Origin of the sequence: Aestuariivirga sp. (genome assembly GCF_037139295.1) — a bacterium.
Classification (GTDB): domain Bacteria; phylum Pseudomonadota; class Alphaproteobacteria; order Rhizobiales; family Aestuariivirgaceae; genus Aestuariivirga.
This window is the reverse complement of the sequence record NZ_JBAXGR010000073.1, coordinates 1-17674: the sequence shown is the minus strand read 5'-3', so window position 1 is coordinate 17674 and position 17674 is coordinate 1. Positions and strand designations below refer to the sequence as shown.

The window sequence follows — 17674 nt, the reverse complement described above, 5'->3', positions numbered from 1 at the left end:
TGGCGAGGAAGGCGCCGATGTAGGAGCCGACGATGCCGATGACGATGTTCATCAACAGACCGTGGTTGGACTTCATCACCTTGTCGGCGATGATGCCCGCGAGCGCGCCGATGAACAGCGTGCCGATAAAGCCCACGCCGCCGCCGAGGTCCATCAGGTTATTGGGTTCCATATGTTGGTTTCAGCAATCATTTCGCTATGGCCCCTGTGTCTCCCGAGGAGAAGAACGAGTGAACGGCTAGGCCAGCGCGAGAAACTCGCATTCCTTACCCGCAGTCGAAGGGCACGATTAAGCAAACGAGTATCAGACAATCATGTCAACTGGTCAAATGCCTCTAGCGCCTTTGCAGCATAGACAGCACCAGGGCCTCCTGACATCTCAACCGAAACCGCAAGCATCTCAATCAACTCTTCACGAGATGCACCATGCTTCCGAGCAGCAGCCGCATGGTAGATGATGCAGTCTTCGCAACCCTTTGCGACGGCGATGGCCACAGCTGTCAATTCCTTCAGCGCGGCAGAGATCTTTCCAGGTCTTGTGGCCGCCACGGTGAGGCTGTTGAAAGCCATCATCGTCTGCTTCTCGGCCTTGAACAGTCCCATGAGGCGACTATTTACCGCCTCCAGTTTTTCCTTGGCGTCAGCCATTACGTGCTCCCAACCTAAAAGAAAGCCTTGCCGTTCCCCTTCGAGAACGCATGCCATTTGTTCGTGTTGACTGTCATGTAGCAAGTCTGACCTTCTTCACCTGAAAACTCGGTAGAGGTCTTTACCCGGATGCGGCAATCATCCAGATCCACATCGACAATCATGTCCCCGCCAAGAAGCTCGGTCACAAAGATCTTGCCCGCAATGCAACTTTCAGATGGCTTCGTCATCGCAATCGAAAGAGCGTCGGGCCGCACGCCCATACGCAATGTGCTCTCGCGCGAACCACCAGAGACCCGCCGTTGCTGCTCTTCGGTGACGGGAACTGCGAAATTCTTGTGAATAAAGTGAGTGCGTCCGGCACGGTCCTCCACCCCGACGTCAACGAAGTTCATAGCCGGTTCACCGACAAAACCAGCCACCCAGGCATTTACCGGATGATTGTAGACTTCGCGCGGCGTACCGAGCTGCTGCAACTCACCATCATGCATGACAGCGATCGTGTCCGCCATCGACATGGCTTCGAGCTGGTCATGGGTCACGTAGATCATCGTCGTTCCAAGCGTACGCTGCAGATGCTTGATTTCGCCACGCATGTGGGCGCGCAGCTTGGCGTCAAGATGGGCGATCGGTTCGTCGAACAAAAACAGGTTCGGCTCACGCACAATGGCACGCCCGATGGCAACACGCTGCTTCTGACCACCGGACAGTTCCTGCGGACGGCGTTCAAGAAGATGATTGATCTCGAGGAGCTTGGCGGCGGCCGTCACCCGCTCCTTGATAACCGATGAATCCTGCCCACGTAGCTTCAGGGGGTTCGCCATGTTTTCGTAAACGCTCTTGTGTGGATAGAGCGCGTAGTTTTCAAACACCATAGCAACGTCACGATCCTTGGGAGCGAGGTCGTTGATTGGACGCTCGTCAAACAGGATCTGCCCGGACGTGATATGCTCGAGACCCGCAACCATGCGCATCGTCGATGATTTGCCGCATCCCGACGGACCGAGAACCGACAGGAACGATCCGTCCGGACACTCGATGTTGAGATCCTTGACGGCGGGCATGTCGCCGTATTTCTTCCACACGTTCCTGAACGATACCTTTGCCATTGCGAGCTCCTGCTATTCCTTGACCGCGCCCATGGTGAGGCCGGTGACGAGATACTTACGGATGACCAAGCCGAGGAACATCATGGGTAAGGTCGTGACGACGCCAGCAGCCATGATCTGCCCCCACTGGATATTCTGAGGTTGAACCAATTCGCGAGTCGCGGCTGGCAAAGTCTTGGCACCACCTGAACCGATGATGGCGGCAAAGAGGTAATCGTTCCATGCAAAGAGGATGCACAATACAATGAAGGCTCCGATGCCCGGCGCCACCAGCGGCAGGATGGCGCGAAGCGCCTGGAACCTGGTTGCTCCATCAACCATTTGCGCCTCCTCGATGGCGTAGGGCACATTGTCGAAGAAGCCCTTCAAGATCCAGATGGCAAAGGGCAGGTTGAAGGTCGTGTAGGCGAGAATGAGACCAGGCAGGGTCCCAACCAGGTCTAGCTGCCGGAATATCCAGTAGAGAGGAACCATGACTGCGACGACCGGCGCCATGCGGGTCGAGATAATCCAGAAGAAGAGATCACCCTTTCCCTTGAAGTCGATGCGCGACAGAGAATAGGCACACATCGACCCCAGGATTACCGATACGAGTGCCGACCCGCCCGCCGCCACGAGGGAGTTGAACAGGTAGGTTGAGAAACCAAGATGGGCGAAGAGCTCATAGTAGTGCTTGGTTGTCGGCGTAAAGTCGAAGAAGACAGTGACGCCTGCCCAATCGCCCACCGCCGGAATCTTGAAGGCCTCAAGCAGGTCCTTGAAGGACGACATGAACATGATGAACAGCGGCAGCACCGTCCACACCACATAGAAAGCGAGGAAGACAGCCGAGAACCACCTGAATGCCTTTGAAAGTGGTGTTTCGTACTGGATGACTTCGCGGGATGCCATTGCTTACACCTTGCTTGGCTGCTGGCGATCGAACACACGCACCAGGAGCTTTCCGAGAATGATGGTGACAATGAGAAGGATAAGCGCGATTGCAGCGCCACGTCCCAGCTTAAAGAACTTGAATGACACCTCGAAAAGGTAGACAGGCAAGATCTTGGTTGCATTGCCGGGGCCTCCACCGGTGAGCACGAGAATCGAGTCGATGAAGCGGAAATTGTCCATGAACCGCAGCATGATCGCGATCAGCAGAACCGGATAGAGATTCGGCATTGTCACCGAAATAAAGTTTCGGAACGGAGAAGCGCCATCGACCATGTTAGCTTCAAGCTGATCCTGCGGAACGCGCTTCAAGCCGGCCAGGGTGATGAGCGTAATGAGCGGCGTCCATTGCCAAACGTCGACAAGCACGAGACCGATCATCGCCGTATTCGAACTGGCAAGGATCGATTTCGGCCCGAGGATTCCAAGGCTCTGCAGCAGCCAGTGATACCAGCCGAACGTTCCGTTATAGAGAAAGTACCACACCATGCCGGCTACGAGAGGCGCCATCATCATTGGCATCAACAGCGTCGTGACAAGAACCTTCTCAAGCCGCGTTCCGTTGAGGGCCAAGGCCAAGAATACGCCAATAATGATCTGCAGCGTCAGACACATGGCGCTGTACTGAGCGAGCAGAACCCACCCCATGAGGAAGCGTGTGTCGGACGGCAACTTGATGAAGTTGGCGAAGTTGTTCCATTCGACGTGACCGATGTCGACGTCGTGGAGGCTCATGTAGATCATCCAGAAGAACGGATAGATCGAAATGAACGCCAGTACCAGGATGGCCGGCGCCATCAGCCAGAAGTAGAAGCTCTTTGAAAGCGGCTTGTTGAGAGAGATTGGTTCCGTGACAGACATGGGAACTGGACGCGACTCGACACTGTCCGGGATTTGGCGGACACGGAAGAGGTCCAAGTTTCGGTTGCTGCCCGAAATCTTTCGGGTCACACCGCTTTCATTCGGCATGGATGCGTCTGTCATCGGCTCGCTCGATGGTTGAAGGGAAGTGTACCGGCGGCAGATTACTGCCGCCGGTCAACGTTTAGGGGAGCGATCAGCCCGCGTTGTTCAACTCGTCCAGCTGAGTCTGGATGGACTTCGCAGCCTCTTCCGGCGTCTGCTCGTTTGAGAGGCACTTCTGCACCTCACCGGCGAGAATCGAGTGGTACTCGTTGGCGTTCGGAATCTTCGGGCCGAGGACGAAGTTCGGATCCTTGATGCCGAAGTTGTAGACAGCATCAAAGGTCAGAGCGTTCGGCATGTTTGTCGGACGTTGCTCGGCCTTCTTGACGTCTTCAAGCTCCAGCACGGACCTACGGGTCGGTGTGCCACCAAGGCCTTTCAGAACGTTGTACTGGTTATCCTTGGAGACCGACCAGATTGCGAAGATGTAGGCCGCACGCTTGAGGTCGTCGGAAGCATTGCCGTTGATGCCGATGCCGCCGATGCCGCAGTTCGTGCCGTTAACCGCCTGGCCGCCGTTCTTGATCCACTTCGGATCACCCTTCGGGCAGGGCGCGTAGGCTGTCTTGCCGCCGGCCGCACGCGACTTGGACTCGTCCTCGATCGAAGCCGCAAACTCATGATACTGCGTCTGCATCGCGATGTTGCCGGACTGGTAGACGGTATTGAGCTCAAGCGTGCCGTTGGCCAGGTTGTCCGGATGGCAGACATCCGCCAGTTCCTTGAACTTCTGCAGCATGAACACAGACTGCTCATCACCCCAGTTGGTCTTGCCCGGTTCTTTCGAGCCATAGACATCGTCGATGTTCCAGTCCATCCAACGGCCATTGGCGAAGAGGAAGCGCTGGATATCGAGCTGCGTGGTCCACGCAAAGGAGCCCTGATGCTGGGCATAGCCATAGGGAACATCCTTGCCGGATTCCTTGGCCTTCTTGAAGAAGGTGGCCATGTCGATCACGTTCTGCCAGGTCGAATCCTTGTTGAATTCCAGCCTGTAGCCGTACTCGGCTTCGAAATCCTTGCTGTTCGCCTCGAAGAGATCCTGACGATAGAACGTACAGGCAATTGCCGCGTCATAGGGAAGAGCGATGATCTTGCCCTTCTGGTAGAAGCGTCCACAAGCGGAAAGGAAGTTTGTGAACCAGGCGTCGTCACCATAACCTTCCGGATCCTGCGGCAGGGTCTCATCGCCAAACATGGGCGTGAGGTCAGCGTAGAAATCCGCGAACGGCGAACCAATCGGCTTGTCTTGGATATAGTTAAGAACGTAGTCCGCTTTGCCGCCGCGCAGGTCGATACCGACCTTTTGCTGTACAACCGGAAGGTCATCCGTGAGAATGGTCACTTCGATGCCGGTCTTGTCGGTAAAGGCCTTGATATTGTCGCGGATCGCGAAGGATGGAGGAGTGTTCTCCGACATGAAGACAAGCTTCGAGCCGGCATATTGCTTCCACTTGGCATCGTCGGTAGACGCGGCCTGAACCTTGGAGCGCGTGATGGTGGAGCCGAGACCAAGGGTCAGGCCGCCAGCACCGAGAGCGGTGGCAGCGCCGCCGCCCAATTCAAGAAACTTTCTGCGGTTGATTCTCTGGTAAACGGCGTTTTTCGGTATCGAGAACATAGGCGTCTTCTCCCATATTGATTTTATTTTTGCTGTCGATCAAACAAGTGCCGCTGTGGCGTCCTACCGCCGCCGCACCCCGCGGAACGTCTCAAACCTCCGGTATTTGTGGTCCTCCTTTCTCTGGCCGTGTCAGCGGCTCGCGAATGTGTCGGCTACGAACCAGCGATGTGAGACTTGATGAGGGAATTCACATCGCTGGCCTTTTCCATGAAAACCATGTGGCCGGCGTCGTCGAAGACGACAACCTTGGCGTTGGGGAGCTTCTGGGCGTGAGCGGACGGGATGACTTCGTCCTGTCTGCCCCAGATGACCAGCGTCGGCGGGGCCTTGCTCGAAGCGAGCATGGCACCTGGCTGGTCCTGCTGGGTCTGGCCGGCGAAGAGCGATGCAGCCAGGTCCTTCAGCAGGGGCTCGACCCCGTCGAGGCGCTTGTACTTAAGCACGTCGTCGACGAGCTGGCGGCTGACCAGGCTCTTGTCAGCAAAGAGTTGCTCGAGCACCGGCTTCAGGTCCTTGCGTCCCTGAGCGGCGACATAACTGTCGACATAGGAGCCGATCTCGCGGCCCAAACCTGCTGAGCAGATGAGGGTGAGCGAGTCCACCTTGCCGGGGTCACTGGCCGCCATGTGCATGGCAATCGCCCCGCCCATAGAGTGTCCGATCAGATGGGCGCTGTCGATCCCGACTGTGTTCATGAAGCTCGTGACCGCATCAGCCAGCGCGCCAAGGCCGGGCTTGTTAAGAGACTTGGCCGACTGACCGTGACCCGGCAGGTCAAGTGCGTAAACAGTGGCCGATTCACCGAGGGCGTCGATGTTGAATAGCCAGTTGTCGAGGTCGCCGCCAAAACCGTGAATCAGGATCGCCGTCTCATCTCCCGAGCCACGCTTGGCATAGCGGAGTTTGCCAGAGGAGGTTTCTGCATACTCGTACTTCGGGCCCTGCTCCGCCTCGTCCTCATCCGCCGATGGCGTGACGAAAGACGAGACATAGGCGTCGATCTCTTCTTCCGGCACCGACGGGTCGGCGATGACGCCCAGCAGCGACTTCACCGGATAGATTGTATCAGGCTCGCCCACGCGGCGACGCAGAACGCCGCTTTCATGCGCCTCGACCGCACCCGCGATCTTGTCGGTCTCGACCTCGAGAATGGCGTCTCCCGGATTGATCCGGGAGCCGTCCTCGAGGAGCCAGCCCGTCACCTTTCCCTCCTTCATGGAGAGGCCCCACTTGGGCATGACGATCGGCACAATTCGGGTATCAGTCATATTCAAATCCTCAACGTTTCAGAAGAACAGGGTCACTTGCCCATCGACTTTTTCACCGCCTTGGCGATGGCATCAGCCGAGGGGATGTAGAGGTCCTCCAGCACCGGCGAGAACGGCACCGGCGTGTGCGGGGCGGTAACCATCTGTATCGGACCCTTTAGTGCCTTGAAGCACTCCTGGGTGACCATGGCGGACACGTCCGCCGCGATGGAGCAGCGCGGATGTGCCTCATCCACGCAGACGACGTGGCCAGTGCGCTCGGCAGAGTCGATGACCGTGTCCCAGTCGATGGGCGAAAGCGTACGCAGGTCGATGACCTCGCACTCAATACCCTGTTTGGCGAGAGTGGCAGCAGCTTCCATCGCGCGATGGACCATCATGCCATACGTGACGATGGTGGCATGCTTGCCGTCACGGACCACGTTCGCCTCACCAAAGGGAATGGCGTAGGACTCGGCGGGAACGTCCACTTCCGCGCCATATAAGTTCTTGTGCTCGCAGAAGATCACCGGGTCATTGTCGCGGATCGACTGGATCAGAAGACCCTTGGCGTCATAGGCGTTGGACGGGCACACCACCTTGAGGCCGGGGATATGCACGAAGAGCGGCGTCAGCATCTGGCTGTGCTGGGCGGCGGCGCGGAAGCCCGCACCCACCATGGCGCGGATGACGACGGGCGTTTCCGCCTTGCCGCCGAACATGTAGCGGAATTTGGCCGCCTGGTTGAAGATCTGGTCAAAGCAGACGCCCATGAAGTCAAGGAACATCAGTTCCGCCACGGGCCTCATGCCGCAGGCGGCAGCACCCACGGCGGCGCCGATATAGGCCGACTCCGAGAGCGGCGTATCGAGCAGCCGGCCCGGATATTTGGCGTTGAGCCCCTTGGTGACACCGAGGACGCCGCCCCAGGCGTCGATTTCGCCCATGCCGCCGGCGCCGCCGACGATGTCTTCACCCATCACGAACACCGATGGATCGCGGGCCATTTCCTGGTCGAGCGCCTCGTTGATTGCCTGGCGCATGCTGATCTTGCGTGCCATTGTCTGTCTCTCCCTTGCGCTCAGTAGTTCACATAGACGTCGGTGGTGAGGTCCGCTGCGGTGGGCAGCGGCGCGGCCTTGGCGAAAGCGGAGGCTTCCTGGATCTCGGCCACAACTTCGCGGTCGATGGCGTCGAGTTCGCCTCGGCTGATCACGCCAGCCTCCATCACACGCTGGGTAAACATCTTGAGGCAGTCCTTGTTGGCGCGGATGTCATCAAGCTCGCCCTTGGCGCGGTAGGTCTGCTGGTCGCCCTCGAAGTGGCCGTACATGCGGATCATCTTGCACTCGAGGAGTGCGGGTCCACCGCCCTCGCGCGCCCGCTTGATGATCTCTCCCGCCGCCTCGTAAACGGCGAAGAAGTCAAGGCCGTCGACCGTGACGCCGGGTAGGCCGAAGCCCGCGGCGCGATCAACGAAGCTGTCCACCGCCACCGCATAATCGCGCGAGGTGGACTCGGCATAGCCGTTGTTCTCCACCACGAAGATCACCGGCAGGTTCCACACTGCCGCCAGGTTGAGGCTCTCGAGGAAGGTGCCCTGGTTGGAGGCGCCATCGCCAACGAAGGAAATGGCAACGCCGCCATCGCCACGGAACTTCGCGGCAAGCCCTGCACCGCAGACCAGCGGCGCACCGGCGCCGAGGATGCCGTTGGCGCCCATCATGCCCTTGGACAAGTCAGCGATGTGCATGGAGCCGCCCTTGCCGCGGCATGAGCCCGACACCTTGCCGTAGATCTCCGCCATCATGCCACTGGTGTCCACACCCTTGGCGATACAGTGGCCATGGCCACGGTGGGTGGAGGCGATCCGGTCCTTATCCTCCAAGTGCATCATGATGCCGGTGCCGGCGGCCTCTTCACCTGCATAGAGGTGGACGAAGCCCGGAATGTCGCCCTTGGCGAAGTCGGCGTGTAGGCACTCCTCGAACTCGCGAATGGTCCGCATGGTGCGATAGGCTTGCAGAAGTCCGGGCTTATCCAGGGGGAATATCCCGGCCGTGCTGTTTGGAGCAGTCATCATTGTCCTCCCACTCTCTTCAGTTTCTGGTCTGGCTTCATTCTCATCAGGCCGTGGTGCGCGGCATATTGCATGCAGCCGCTGACGTTCACGGTCCTGAAGGCATTGGGCACGAGTTCGATGGTTACATCGTCGTCGCGCGTGAAGGAGACTTCGCGCTCGCCGTCGAGCGCGATTGAGCCGTCGGCAATCGACGGACGATACTTGTGGTTGGGTTTCATCGGCACATAGTCACGAATGCCGATGCCGCGCATGTAGCCCGGCGCGATGGGCGTATCGAGAATGATACTGGCCTCGTCCTCAGGCGCGAGGCGCACATGCAGTCCGCCTTCATCGAGCCGCGAGACCGGGCTGAGCAGCCCGGCAATCGCCGACATGCCGATGACCTCGGGGTCGGCGAAGGTGACAAAGAGTTCGCGGAAGGTTTCGGTGCGCCACAGAGCACGCGCGCCGATATAGCGCTCGGTGACGACGGCCACGTCGACGAGTGCAATTTCCTCATGGCCGTTCACACGCACCACGATCTTCTTATTGGGAAGATAGGCATCCGAAGCCGGTACCTTGCCCGTCACCGCAAGACCCACGGCAAGCCCAGTGATGGTGGGCTCACGATGCTCCGGGAAGGCATTGTTGGTTCCGGTCGAGACGCCGGCAATGGGAACGTCACCGCAGGCGGTGACCACCGCGCGGTGCGTGCCATCACCACCCAGCACAACGATGGCTGCCACACCCTTCTCCTTCATCAGGCGGGCCGCTTTCAGCGTATCCTCGACCGTGCCGGAAATCTTGTAATCGAGATGTTCAACCTTGGGGAAATGCTTCTGACCCTGGTTCTCCGCCCGGTCGATGCCGCGGCGAACATGGTGCCGAATCCCGCCGTTCTCCGGCATCATCCAGACATGATCGACGCCGCAGGCTTTAACGCAGGACAGGATGCGCAGCACGATGTTGGCGCGGTCGGTGATCTGCAAGGCAGTCGCATTGGCGATCACCCGGCGGATGTCACGCGCGGAGACAGGATTGGCGATGATGCCGACGGCGTTTCCCATTCTCATCCAAGTTTTCTAAAAATATTCTTAGACGCCATGCTGCAATAACGATGCCAATCGGCCCCAGAGCTCCTCTCATCTGGTTTTCGAGAAAAGCAGCGCAGCAATAGAATTTTGCACCTGCGAAAGAAACCTTATGGACCAATTGAACTGTTGCGCCGTGCGCAACACCTGTGGCGCCACACACGCCACAGGTAGAATTACATACTGCGCGGCGGCAGCGTGACACCCAGTCGCCGCATTCGGCGATGCAACGTCGTGCGATCGACGCCAAGCAGGCGCGCAGTGGCGGATATGTTCCAGCCGGCACGGCGCAGATCTTCGCGCAAGGACGCCGCTTGCTTGCTGTTGGACCTTGCCGCATCCGCTGCGCTGGCTTCGTTGTCATCGTCGATGCGCCGGAACACCTGATCCGGCAAGTCATCCACCCCGATTTCTGGATCGCTGGCGACCGCACATGCAAAATCGATGACGTTGACGAGTTCGCGGATATTGCCGGGCCATGCATAGGAAGACAGAACGCCAACCGCCTTGGGCGCCAGGCTGCGCGCCGATCCATCGGGATAGGCGCGGCTCTCCAGCAATTGTGCAACAAGCCAAGCCAAATCGACACGATCGCGCAGGGGCGGAAGTGTGATGGTGACGCCATTGAGACGGAAATACAAATCCTCGCGGAAGGAGCCCTTCTTGACCATGCCGAGCAAATCCCAGTGGGAAGCAGCAATCACCCTCATGTCAACGGGATAGGGCCGTGTCCCGCCTATGGGCATCACCTCTCGCTCTGCGAGCACGCGGAGGAGCCGCGTCTGCGAGCCGAGCGGCATGTCGCCGATTTCATCGAGGAACAGGGTGCCGCCATGCGCCTCGCGGATCAGGCCCTTCTTGCCCTTGCTCAGGGCGCCGGTAAACGAGCCGCCCTCATAGCCAAAAAGCTCGCTCTCGATGAGGTTTTCCGGCAGTGCTCCGCAATTGACGGGAATAAATGGACCCTGGGCGCGGGCGCTGGACTGATGAATCGCCTTGGCGAGGTATTCCTTGCCCGTCCCGGTTTCGCCGCTCACCAGGACACTCATATTGGTATTGAGCAGGCGCGACAGCTTCTTAAGGTTGCGCTGTATCGAGGGATCCTCGCCCGCCACCGCCTTCAGGGCCTTTGGAAGCTTGTTTTCCTCCTGGTGGACCGGCGCCGGCAGGACCCGCATCGTCGCCGGCGGCACGACCTGGATGAACAAGCTCCGCCCCGAACTGGTGAGCCTCATTACGTTGCGATCAATGGAATTTGGTCCCACAAATCGCGTGAGGCCATCGATCTCGCAGTCCAGAAAGTCCGATATCGGACGGCCAAGCGCCTGCTTTGCGTCACGCCAGCCGGTCTTCATCTCCTCGGCCAGGAGCTGGCGGGCATGGTGGTTGAAACCCGCGATACGTCCTGATGAATCGAGCGCCAGCACATAGTCGGTGTCGACCTCCGCCAACGCCTGATTGGCAGTCAGCTTTACGATCCAGTTGCGTGAGCAAGATCGGATGAAACTGGCTGTTTCGATTCGGTGGGCGAAATTTCTTACCATTTGCAAGGCAAGGAACTGGCTCGACTTTTCGCGTGGTGAACAGAGGGCCGAAATGTCCAGCACGGCGGAAAGATTGCCAACCGGATCGAAGATCGGCGCCACGGTGCAGGTCAATGGGATATGCGTGGCGTCGAAATGGTCACTCTGGTGAATGGTGAGGGATTCCCCCGTGGCGATGCAGGTGCCCGTGCCGTTGGTCCCGGCTCGCGCCTCGTTCCAGTCTGCACCCATATAGAGGCCAGCCGCCCGAAGGTAGTCGGTCGTCGCTTCATCGCCGATGTAATCGACTGTGATGCCCTGATTGTCACTCAGGAGGACGACATAGCCGAGCCCCGCCACCTGCCGGTAGAGCGCCTCGACGCCAAAGCGCGCGGTGCGCAGGAGTTCCTCCATCGCATCGCGATGCTCCCGAAGCCGGGGATCTTCAACGATGACAGCAGGCCGAAGCACGGTTGGGTCAAGCCGGTGATTGCCCACGCAGCGCCGCCAAGATTCAAGAATAAGTGGATCGCGCTCAGTCCGATCGCCCTCCGCGACGCGAATGAGTTCGTTGATGTGATCCGTGTGCGAGGATGAGATCGCGGCCTCCTCTGTTTGGAGTGGACATCAAACGCGAAGAAATCACGTGTCAAGTATCAAGACGTTAATACATCCTTCCGCAGCGCAAGAAATCTGCTGCACTGCAAAGTGGCACACGATCTGCATTGGACTGCCGACGAACTCATCCGCGCGTTCGCAGTTGCAAGAATGGGGACTGGAAATATGAGTTGGCTAACCAGTAGCTACATGGGACGCAAGGCGGTCGCCCGCGGTATCGAGGGCAAGACGCACCTTCTGAACAAGGCAGTCCAGGGCGACTATCACTATGTCTATGGACCCTACGTGAAGCCCGTCATGGCGATCAGGCCCGGCGACATCGTCATCGCCGAGACCGAGGACGCCTTCGGTGGCGCAATCAGGACCGTCACTGATTTACCATCGCAGAAGTTGCGAATGCCATTCGTCAACCCGCAATGCGGGCCTATTGCTGTTGATGGTGCCGAGCCGGGCGATGTGCTCTGCGTGTCGATCAAGTCGATCGTTCCGCGTGGACAGCAGCCCGTCGGAACCTCTGCCCTCATTCCCGAGTTCGGCGGACTCGTCTCGAATGGCCAGACGGCGATGCTGAACCCGCCGCTACCCGAGCGGGTGATGAAATATGAGGTGACGGAAGCTGGCGTGAAGTTCAATGACCGCATCACGCTGCCCTATGAGCCGTTCATCGGTACCCTCGGCGTCTCGCCGCTGATTGAGGCGGTTCTCTCGCTGCAACCCGATTACTGGGGCGGCAACATGGACCTGCCGGATGTGGCCCCAGGGGCGGTGGTCTATTTCCCGGTGCTGCACAAGGAGGCATATCTCTATCTCGGGGACTGCCACGGACGGCAGGGCGATGGCGAACTTTGCGGAGTGGCTGTCGAGATGCCCTCGACGACCACGATCCAGGTAGACCTCATCAAGGACTGGCAGATCGCATGGCCTCGGCTCGAGACTGAGGAGTTCATCATGACCATTGGCTCCGCGCGGCCGATGGAGGATGCGGCCCGCATAGCCTATCGCGAGCTGACACGCTGGCTTGCGGCGGATTACGGCTTCGATGAGCTCGAGGCCTATTTCCTGCTCACTCAGGCGGGCCGCGTGCGGGTGGGCAACATGGTGGACCCGAAATACACACTCGGCGCCTCGATCAAGAAGGCATATCTCGGACAATAGAAACGCAACGAAAAGGAGAGAAAAAATGGATCTCGGCCTCAAGGGACTGAACGTACTTGTGACTGGCGGCACCAAGGGCATTGGCCGGCGCGCCGCCGACATGTTTGCAGACGAAGGCTCGAACGTCTCGGTCTGCGCCCGCAACGCGGCCGAGGTGAAGGATGCGGTCGCCGCCCTCGGGAGCAAGAACGTGAAATCCTTCGGCCAAGCCATCGATGTCGGCAACAAGGCGGAACTCGAAGGCTGGGTGCATGAGAGTGCGACAGCGCTTGGCGGCATCGATATCGTCATTGCCAATGTGTCCGCACTGGCAGCCGCCGAGGACACGGAAGAGTCCTGGCGTGCGGAATTCGAGATCGACATGATGCACACGGTGCGCACGGTGAATGCTGCCCTTCCCTATCTTGAGGCGTCGAAGTCGCCGTCCATCGTCATCGTGTCATCGGTATCGGGGCGCGAGATCGACTTCACGACGCCTGCCTATGGGGCCTTCAAGGCGGCGCTGATCCACTATGCGCATGGACTTGCCCATAAATTGGCCCCGAAGCTCATTCGAGTGAACTCGGTTTCGCCGGGCAACGTCTATTTCAAGGACGGTATCTGGCATTTCATCGAAAAGAACATGCCGGATCTGTTCAAGCAGGCTCTCGCGCTGAACCCGACGGGCCGAATGGCAACCGCGGAGGAAATCGGCAAGGGCATCGTTTTTCTCGCAAGCCCGGCTTCGAGCTTCACCATGGGAACCAATCTGGTCATCGACGGTGCCCTGACAAAGGGCGTTCAGCTTTAGGAGCAGCAGAGCAGAGATGGCAACGAGCAGACAGATCGCGCTTCCAGGCGGAACAGTGCTGAACGCACTGGAGGCCGGCAGCGGCCCCGCACTCCTCATGATCCCCGGCTGGTCGCAGTCGGCTGCGGAATACGGTCGGAACATCGAGGAACTCGCCCAGGGCAGACGTGTGATCGCCCTCGACATGCGCAGCCATGGGGCGAGCCCCGATGCCGTCTCCGGCCATCGCATCCAGCGCCTCGCGATGGACCTTCGCGAGGCAATCGACGTCCTGGGGCTTGATCGCGTGGATGTGCTCGGCCATTCCATGGGTAGCTCGGTCATCTGGAGCTATCTCGATCTCTTCGGCGAGGACAGATTACGGCGCCTGGTCATCGTCGATCAGGCCCCCATGGTGGCTGCACTGCCTGGATGGGACGCTGAAGCCCGCAAGTCGTTTGGTTGCCTCCTTCCTGACGTTCAGTCAGTGGCCGGCTTCTGCGATACGGTGCGCGCCACACCGACCGTCGAGGGCACCAAGGAGATCCTCAGAGGGATGTTCACGCCGGACATCCCGGAGACGGACCTGAACTGGATCGCCAGCGAGAACCTGAAAATGCCGCGCGCCGCTGCAGCCGACCTGCTGTTCGATCACTGCCTCAACGACTGGCGGGACGTGATCGTCAATACACGCCTGCCAGCTCTGGTCATCGGCGGTCGAAAGAGCATCTTCTCGGCGGAATCACAAGAATGGATCGCCTCGGTCAATCCGAACGCCAGGGCATCGATCTATGAAGAGCATGAAGGAGGCAGTCACTTCATGTTCTTCGAAAATCCACGCCGTTTCAACGCCGAGGTCTCGGCATTCCTCTCAACATAATTGGAGCAGACCGGAGAAGACATGGCCCTCAAACGCATGATTGTCGAACTTGGCATGGGAACGGACCTCACCGGTGCCGATTATACCAAAGCCGCCATCCGGGCACTGAAAGACGCGCTCTGGCACAACTCGCTCACCATTGCCAATGCAATTGGCCTCAGCCCGCATGACATGCACGTCAAGGTGCTGGTGGGCGTTCCCAAGCCGCACCTGGTTGATAAGGCGGCCGTCGCAGCGACACTGCCCTATGGAAAATCGACCGTCGAAGTCGTCGAGGGCGGTCTCGAGATCATGAACGACGAAGGCACGAACCTGACGCTGATGGCAAACGCCGCAGCCGTCGTCTACCTCGATGTCCCGGAGAAAAAGTGATGTCATTGAAGCGCGTCATCCTCGAAATGGGCCATGGCAACGACATGCATGGCGGCGACTATACCAAGGCCGCGCTCAGGGCGGTTCAGGACTGCATTCATCATTCGTCCCTTCCGTTTCTGCGCACCCTCGGCGTCGAGCCGAAGGCGATGCAGATCGAGGTTACCATCGGTGTGCAGCAACCTGACAAGGTAGACAAGGCCGCCGTGGCCGCCAGCCTCCCACACGGGCAGGTTACGGTGAAAGTTGTGAAGGGCGGGCTCGACGTTCCGGACGAGGAGCGCGGCGGAGTGTCCGTCATCGCCATGGCGGGCCTGGCCGTGCGCCTTGATTTTGAGGCGCATCTCGGTCTGGCATGACGAAGACGAACCGCAGCTGAAGATGCGGGACGACGCACCGCTTCGACCGCTCAGCGCAGGCCGGTTTTCTGCGCCAATTCCCGCCCGGCAGAGACGGCGTGGCCCGCGCCACGCTCAGGCGATTGGCGAGACCCGATACCGAGAACGCGCAGATGGCATCACTCTGCGGCGAGCATACGACGGCTGCGACGCAGCGCAACCCTACAACATGTTCCTCGTCGTCGATGGCGAAGCCACGCTTGCGGATCGTTTTGATGTCGGCCATCAACGAAGCGAGCGTGCGGTGCGAATTGGGCGTCAGCTTGCGAAATCCGTTTCGCTTGCAGAATACAGCGATCTGCTCGTCATTCCACGTCGCGAGAAGGGCTTTTCCCATAGCCGAACAGGTGGCTGCGACGCGCCCGCCAGGCGGCGAAATGGCGCGCGTGATCTCCCGGCTCTCAACCTGCGCCAGCGTCACCAGTTGCCCGTCCTCGAGAATGCCGAGATTTGTGGTCTCACGGCTTTCGTCTCTCAACCGACGCAGGAAGACCATCGCTGGCGCAACGAAATCCCGTCGCTGAACATAGGCCGCCCCTACGGCGAAGGCCTCGCGCCCCACGTGCCACTCGCTGCGTACCGGATCGAAGTTCACAAAGCCCGCTTGCTGCATCGTAGTCAGCAGGCGATGTGCCGTCGATACGGCAAGCCCCGCCGCGCGCGCCAACTCGCTCAGCCTTTGGCCTTCATCAGAGGATCCCAGCCTCGTCAGCAAGTCCAGAGCACGTGACACCGACTGAACGTCGCCTGTTCTCTCCATCGCAATCCTTTTTCCGTATGATGGAAAATTTGTAACTCCCAATTCCACATTTCGGGAAATCACGCTAGCGATTACGGGGAAGGGTATTCTCCATGGCAGACATATCCCCACGCCACATCGCCTGCGCCGGACTCATGGTTGCCGCGCCGTTGGTCGAACTCGTCGAGCAGGACATTCTCCTGCCGCATGACGATCCGGAAAGCATCTGGCGTGGATTCGAAGCCATCCTTCGAGAGATGGCGCCGCGCAATGCAGCGCTGATTTCCAGGCGCGAGGCGTTACAGAAGGACATTGATGCCTGGCACACCGCGAATCCGGATACGTCGGCCGATGAATACCAGTCATTCCTGACGAAGATCGGCTATCTCGAGGAAGAACCAGAGCCATTTGCCATCTCAACTTCAGGCGTCGATGCTGAAATCGCACTGCTGGCGGGTCCGCAACTTGTGGTGCCGGTCAACAATGCCCGGTTCGCGCTGAACGCCGCCAACGCCCGATTCGGCTCACTATACGATGCCCTCTATGGCACCGACGCACTGCCGGGTGACCGTCTTGCACAAGGGTATGACGAGGGACGCGGACGAGCCGTGGTTACGTGGGTGCGCAGGCATCTCGATGCGGTAGCACCTCTCGCTGCGGGATCGTGGTCAAACATCACAAGGCTCTCGGTACAATCCGGTAACCTGGCGGTCAGCCTCGGCAATGCCCTCACAGGGCTAGCCGACCCGGCCCAGTTCGCGGGTTATCGAGACAAGGGCGACATCATCCTGCGGGTCAATGGCCTGCTTATCGAGATACGCGTCGACCGCGCTCACGAGACTGGGGATCGGCGCGGCAGCTGCCCGCAGCATTCCGGTCGGCCCGAACCGAAATCCCCTCTGGCCTGCTGGTATTGCCGGCTCCATAAGCCATGATGGCACCAGGGTGGCTTGCCTGGTTGCTGGCGGGGGGCAGAGGACAGTGGGTGTTGACATCGCCAGCCTGGATCTCTCTGCGGAGGAACGTGCGGCAATCCGAATGCTGGCCCTCACGCCATCTGAACGCTTGTGGATCGACGCCATGCCGCGCGCGGCAATGCGCCTTTTCACGACCGTCCTCCTTTTCTCGGCGAAAGAGACATTGTTCAAGGCGCTTTATCCCGGCGTCCGCACCTGCCTTTGACACGGCTGTCCCCATCCTGTCTCAGTTGCTGAAGGCCGAGCTTGCCGAACGCGAGGTCCGCTCGATCACCTACCAGATCAAGGCCGCCCGGTTCCCGGCCTACAAGGATCTGACCGGCTTCGACTTCACTTCCAGCGAGGTCGCCGAAGCCCTGGTTCGCCAGCTGCATGCTGGCGAGTTCATGGCGGGCGCCCACAATGTCGTGCTCATCGGCGGACCGGGCACGGGCAAGACCCATATCGCCACCGCCCTCGGCGTCCAGGCCGTCGAGCATCACCGCAAGAAGGTCAGGTTCTTCGCCACCGTCGATCTATCAAGCGCCGCGGACCAGCACGCCCCATCCGGAACACCGCATTTATCC

The 17674-nt window shown here is 59.5% G+C and carries 18 protein-coding genes and 1 pseudogene; 8 read left to right on the top strand and 11 right to left on the bottom strand.

Annotated features, from left to right (window positions below; all coding sequences use genetic code 11):
- Positions 1-312 precede the first annotated feature (312 nt).
- The 10 genes from WCJ41_RS15860 to WCJ41_RS15815 all read right to left on the bottom strand — a co-directional run bounded on the left by WCJ41_RS15860 (position 313) and on the right by WCJ41_RS15815 (position 11614).
- Positions 313-648 carry a carboxymuconolactone decarboxylase family protein gene (locus WCJ41_RS15860; protein WP_336906808.1) on the bottom strand — a complete coding sequence of 112 codons (336 nt, stop codon included), beginning with the start codon at positions 646-648 and terminating at the stop codon, positions 313-315.
- 14 nt (positions 649-662) lie between these two features.
- Positions 663-1757, bottom strand: a complete 1095-nt coding sequence (locus tag WCJ41_RS15855; protein ID WP_336906807.1) for an ABC transporter ATP-binding protein — start codon at positions 1755-1757, stop codon at positions 663-665.
- A 12-nt stretch (positions 1758-1769) separates the two neighbouring features.
- Positions 1770-2648, bottom strand: coding sequence for a carbohydrate ABC transporter permease (locus WCJ41_RS15850; protein ID WP_336906806.1), 879 nt, complete (start codon positions 2646-2648; stop codon positions 1770-1772).
- A 3-nt stretch (positions 2649-2651) separates the two neighbouring features.
- The gene (locus WCJ41_RS15845; RefSeq protein ID WP_336906805.1) at positions 2652-3671 is read right to left on the bottom strand and encodes a sugar ABC transporter permease; all 1020 of its coding nucleotides are present in this window, start codon (positions 3669-3671) and stop codon (positions 2652-2654) included.
- A 73-nt stretch (positions 3672-3744) separates the two neighbouring features.
- Positions 3745-5274, bottom strand: coding sequence for an extracellular solute-binding protein (locus WCJ41_RS15840; protein ID WP_336906804.1), 1530 nt, complete (start codon positions 5272-5274; stop codon positions 3745-3747).
- Between the two features lie 155 nt (positions 5275-5429).
- The gene (locus WCJ41_RS15835) at positions 5430-6545 is read right to left on the bottom strand and encodes an acetoin dehydrogenase dihydrolipoyllysine-residue acetyltransferase subunit (RefSeq protein WP_336906803.1); all 1116 of its coding nucleotides are present in this window, start codon (positions 6543-6545) and stop codon (positions 5430-5432) included.
- Positions 6546-6577: 32 nt separating this feature from the next.
- The gene (locus WCJ41_RS15830; protein WP_336906802.1) at positions 6578-7585 is read right to left on the bottom strand and encodes an alpha-ketoacid dehydrogenase subunit beta; all 1008 of its coding nucleotides are present in this window, start codon (positions 7583-7585) and stop codon (positions 6578-6580) included.
- Positions 7586-7605: 20 nt separating this feature from the next.
- The gene (locus WCJ41_RS15825; RefSeq protein ID WP_336906801.1) at positions 7606-8607 is read right to left on the bottom strand and encodes a thiamine pyrophosphate-dependent dehydrogenase E1 component subunit alpha; all 1002 of its coding nucleotides are present in this window, start codon (positions 8605-8607) and stop codon (positions 7606-7608) included.
- The gene (locus WCJ41_RS15820) at positions 8604-9653 is read right to left on the bottom strand and encodes an NAD(+)/NADH kinase (protein WP_336906800.1); all 1050 of its coding nucleotides are present in this window, start codon (positions 9651-9653) and stop codon (positions 8604-8606) included. Before WCJ41_RS15820 ends, WCJ41_RS15825 begins: the two co-directional genes overlap by 4 nt.
- Positions 9654-9853: 200 nt before the next feature.
- Positions 9854-11614 carry a sigma-54-dependent Fis family transcriptional regulator gene (locus WCJ41_RS15815; protein WP_336906799.1) on the bottom strand — a complete coding sequence of 587 codons (1761 nt, stop codon included), beginning with the start codon at positions 11612-11614 and terminating at the stop codon, positions 9854-9856.
- Positions 11615-11983: 369 nt separating this feature from the next.
- Between WCJ41_RS15815 and WCJ41_RS15810 the strand changes: the two genes are divergently transcribed.
- The 5 genes from WCJ41_RS15810 to WCJ41_RS15790 are packed head-to-tail and all read left to right on the top strand — an operon-like array spanning position 11984 to position 15353.
- The gene (locus tag WCJ41_RS15810; RefSeq protein WP_336906798.1) at positions 11984-12973 is read left to right on the top strand and encodes an acetamidase/formamidase family protein; all 990 of its coding nucleotides are present in this window, start codon (positions 11984-11986) and stop codon (positions 12971-12973) included.
- A gap of 25 nt (positions 12974-12998) precedes the next feature.
- A complete protein-coding gene (locus WCJ41_RS15805) occupies positions 12999-13763 on the top strand; it encodes an SDR family oxidoreductase (protein WP_336906797.1) in 765 nt (254 codons plus the stop codon).
- Positions 13764-13779: 16 nt separating this feature from the next.
- A complete protein-coding gene (locus tag WCJ41_RS15800; RefSeq protein ID WP_336906796.1) occupies positions 13780-14622 on the top strand; it encodes an alpha/beta hydrolase in 843 nt (280 codons plus the stop codon).
- A gap of 21 nt (positions 14623-14643) precedes the next feature.
- A complete protein-coding gene (locus tag WCJ41_RS15795) occupies positions 14644-14994 on the top strand; it encodes a Lin0512 family protein (RefSeq protein WP_336906795.1) in 351 nt (116 codons plus the stop codon).
- Positions 14994-15353, top strand: a complete 360-nt coding sequence (locus WCJ41_RS15790; protein WP_336906794.1) for a Lin0512 family protein — start codon at positions 14994-14996, stop codon at positions 15351-15353. Before WCJ41_RS15795 ends, WCJ41_RS15790 begins: the two co-directional genes overlap by 1 nt.
- Here WCJ41_RS15790 and WCJ41_RS15785 read toward each other — a convergent pair.
- Positions 15292-16152, bottom strand: a complete 861-nt coding sequence (locus WCJ41_RS15785) for an IclR family transcriptional regulator (protein WP_336906793.1) — start codon at positions 16150-16152, stop codon at positions 15292-15294. The two genes, WCJ41_RS15790 and WCJ41_RS15785, sit on opposite strands and share 62 nt — an antisense overlap.
- Before the next feature lie 92 nt (positions 16153-16244).
- Here WCJ41_RS15785 and WCJ41_RS15780 point away from each other — a divergent pair, with 92 nt between their 5' ends.
- The 3 genes and pseudogenes from WCJ41_RS15780 to WCJ41_RS15770 form a co-directional block, all read left to right on the top strand.
- On the top strand, positions 16245-17066 hold the full coding sequence (locus tag WCJ41_RS15780; protein WP_336906792.1) for a hypothetical protein: 822 nt from the start codon (positions 16245-16247) through the stop codon (positions 17064-17066).
- Positions 17067-17169: 103 nt separating this feature from the next.
- Positions 17170-17313 carry a 4'-phosphopantetheinyl transferase superfamily protein gene (locus WCJ41_RS15775; protein WP_336906809.1) on the top strand — a complete coding sequence of 48 codons (144 nt, stop codon included), beginning with the start codon at positions 17170-17172 and terminating at the stop codon, positions 17311-17313.
- A pseudogene (locus tag WCJ41_RS15770) lies at positions 17300-17674 on the top strand (ATP-binding protein); the annotation flags it as partial. The gene WCJ41_RS15775 and the pseudogene WCJ41_RS15770, both read left to right, overlap by 14 nt.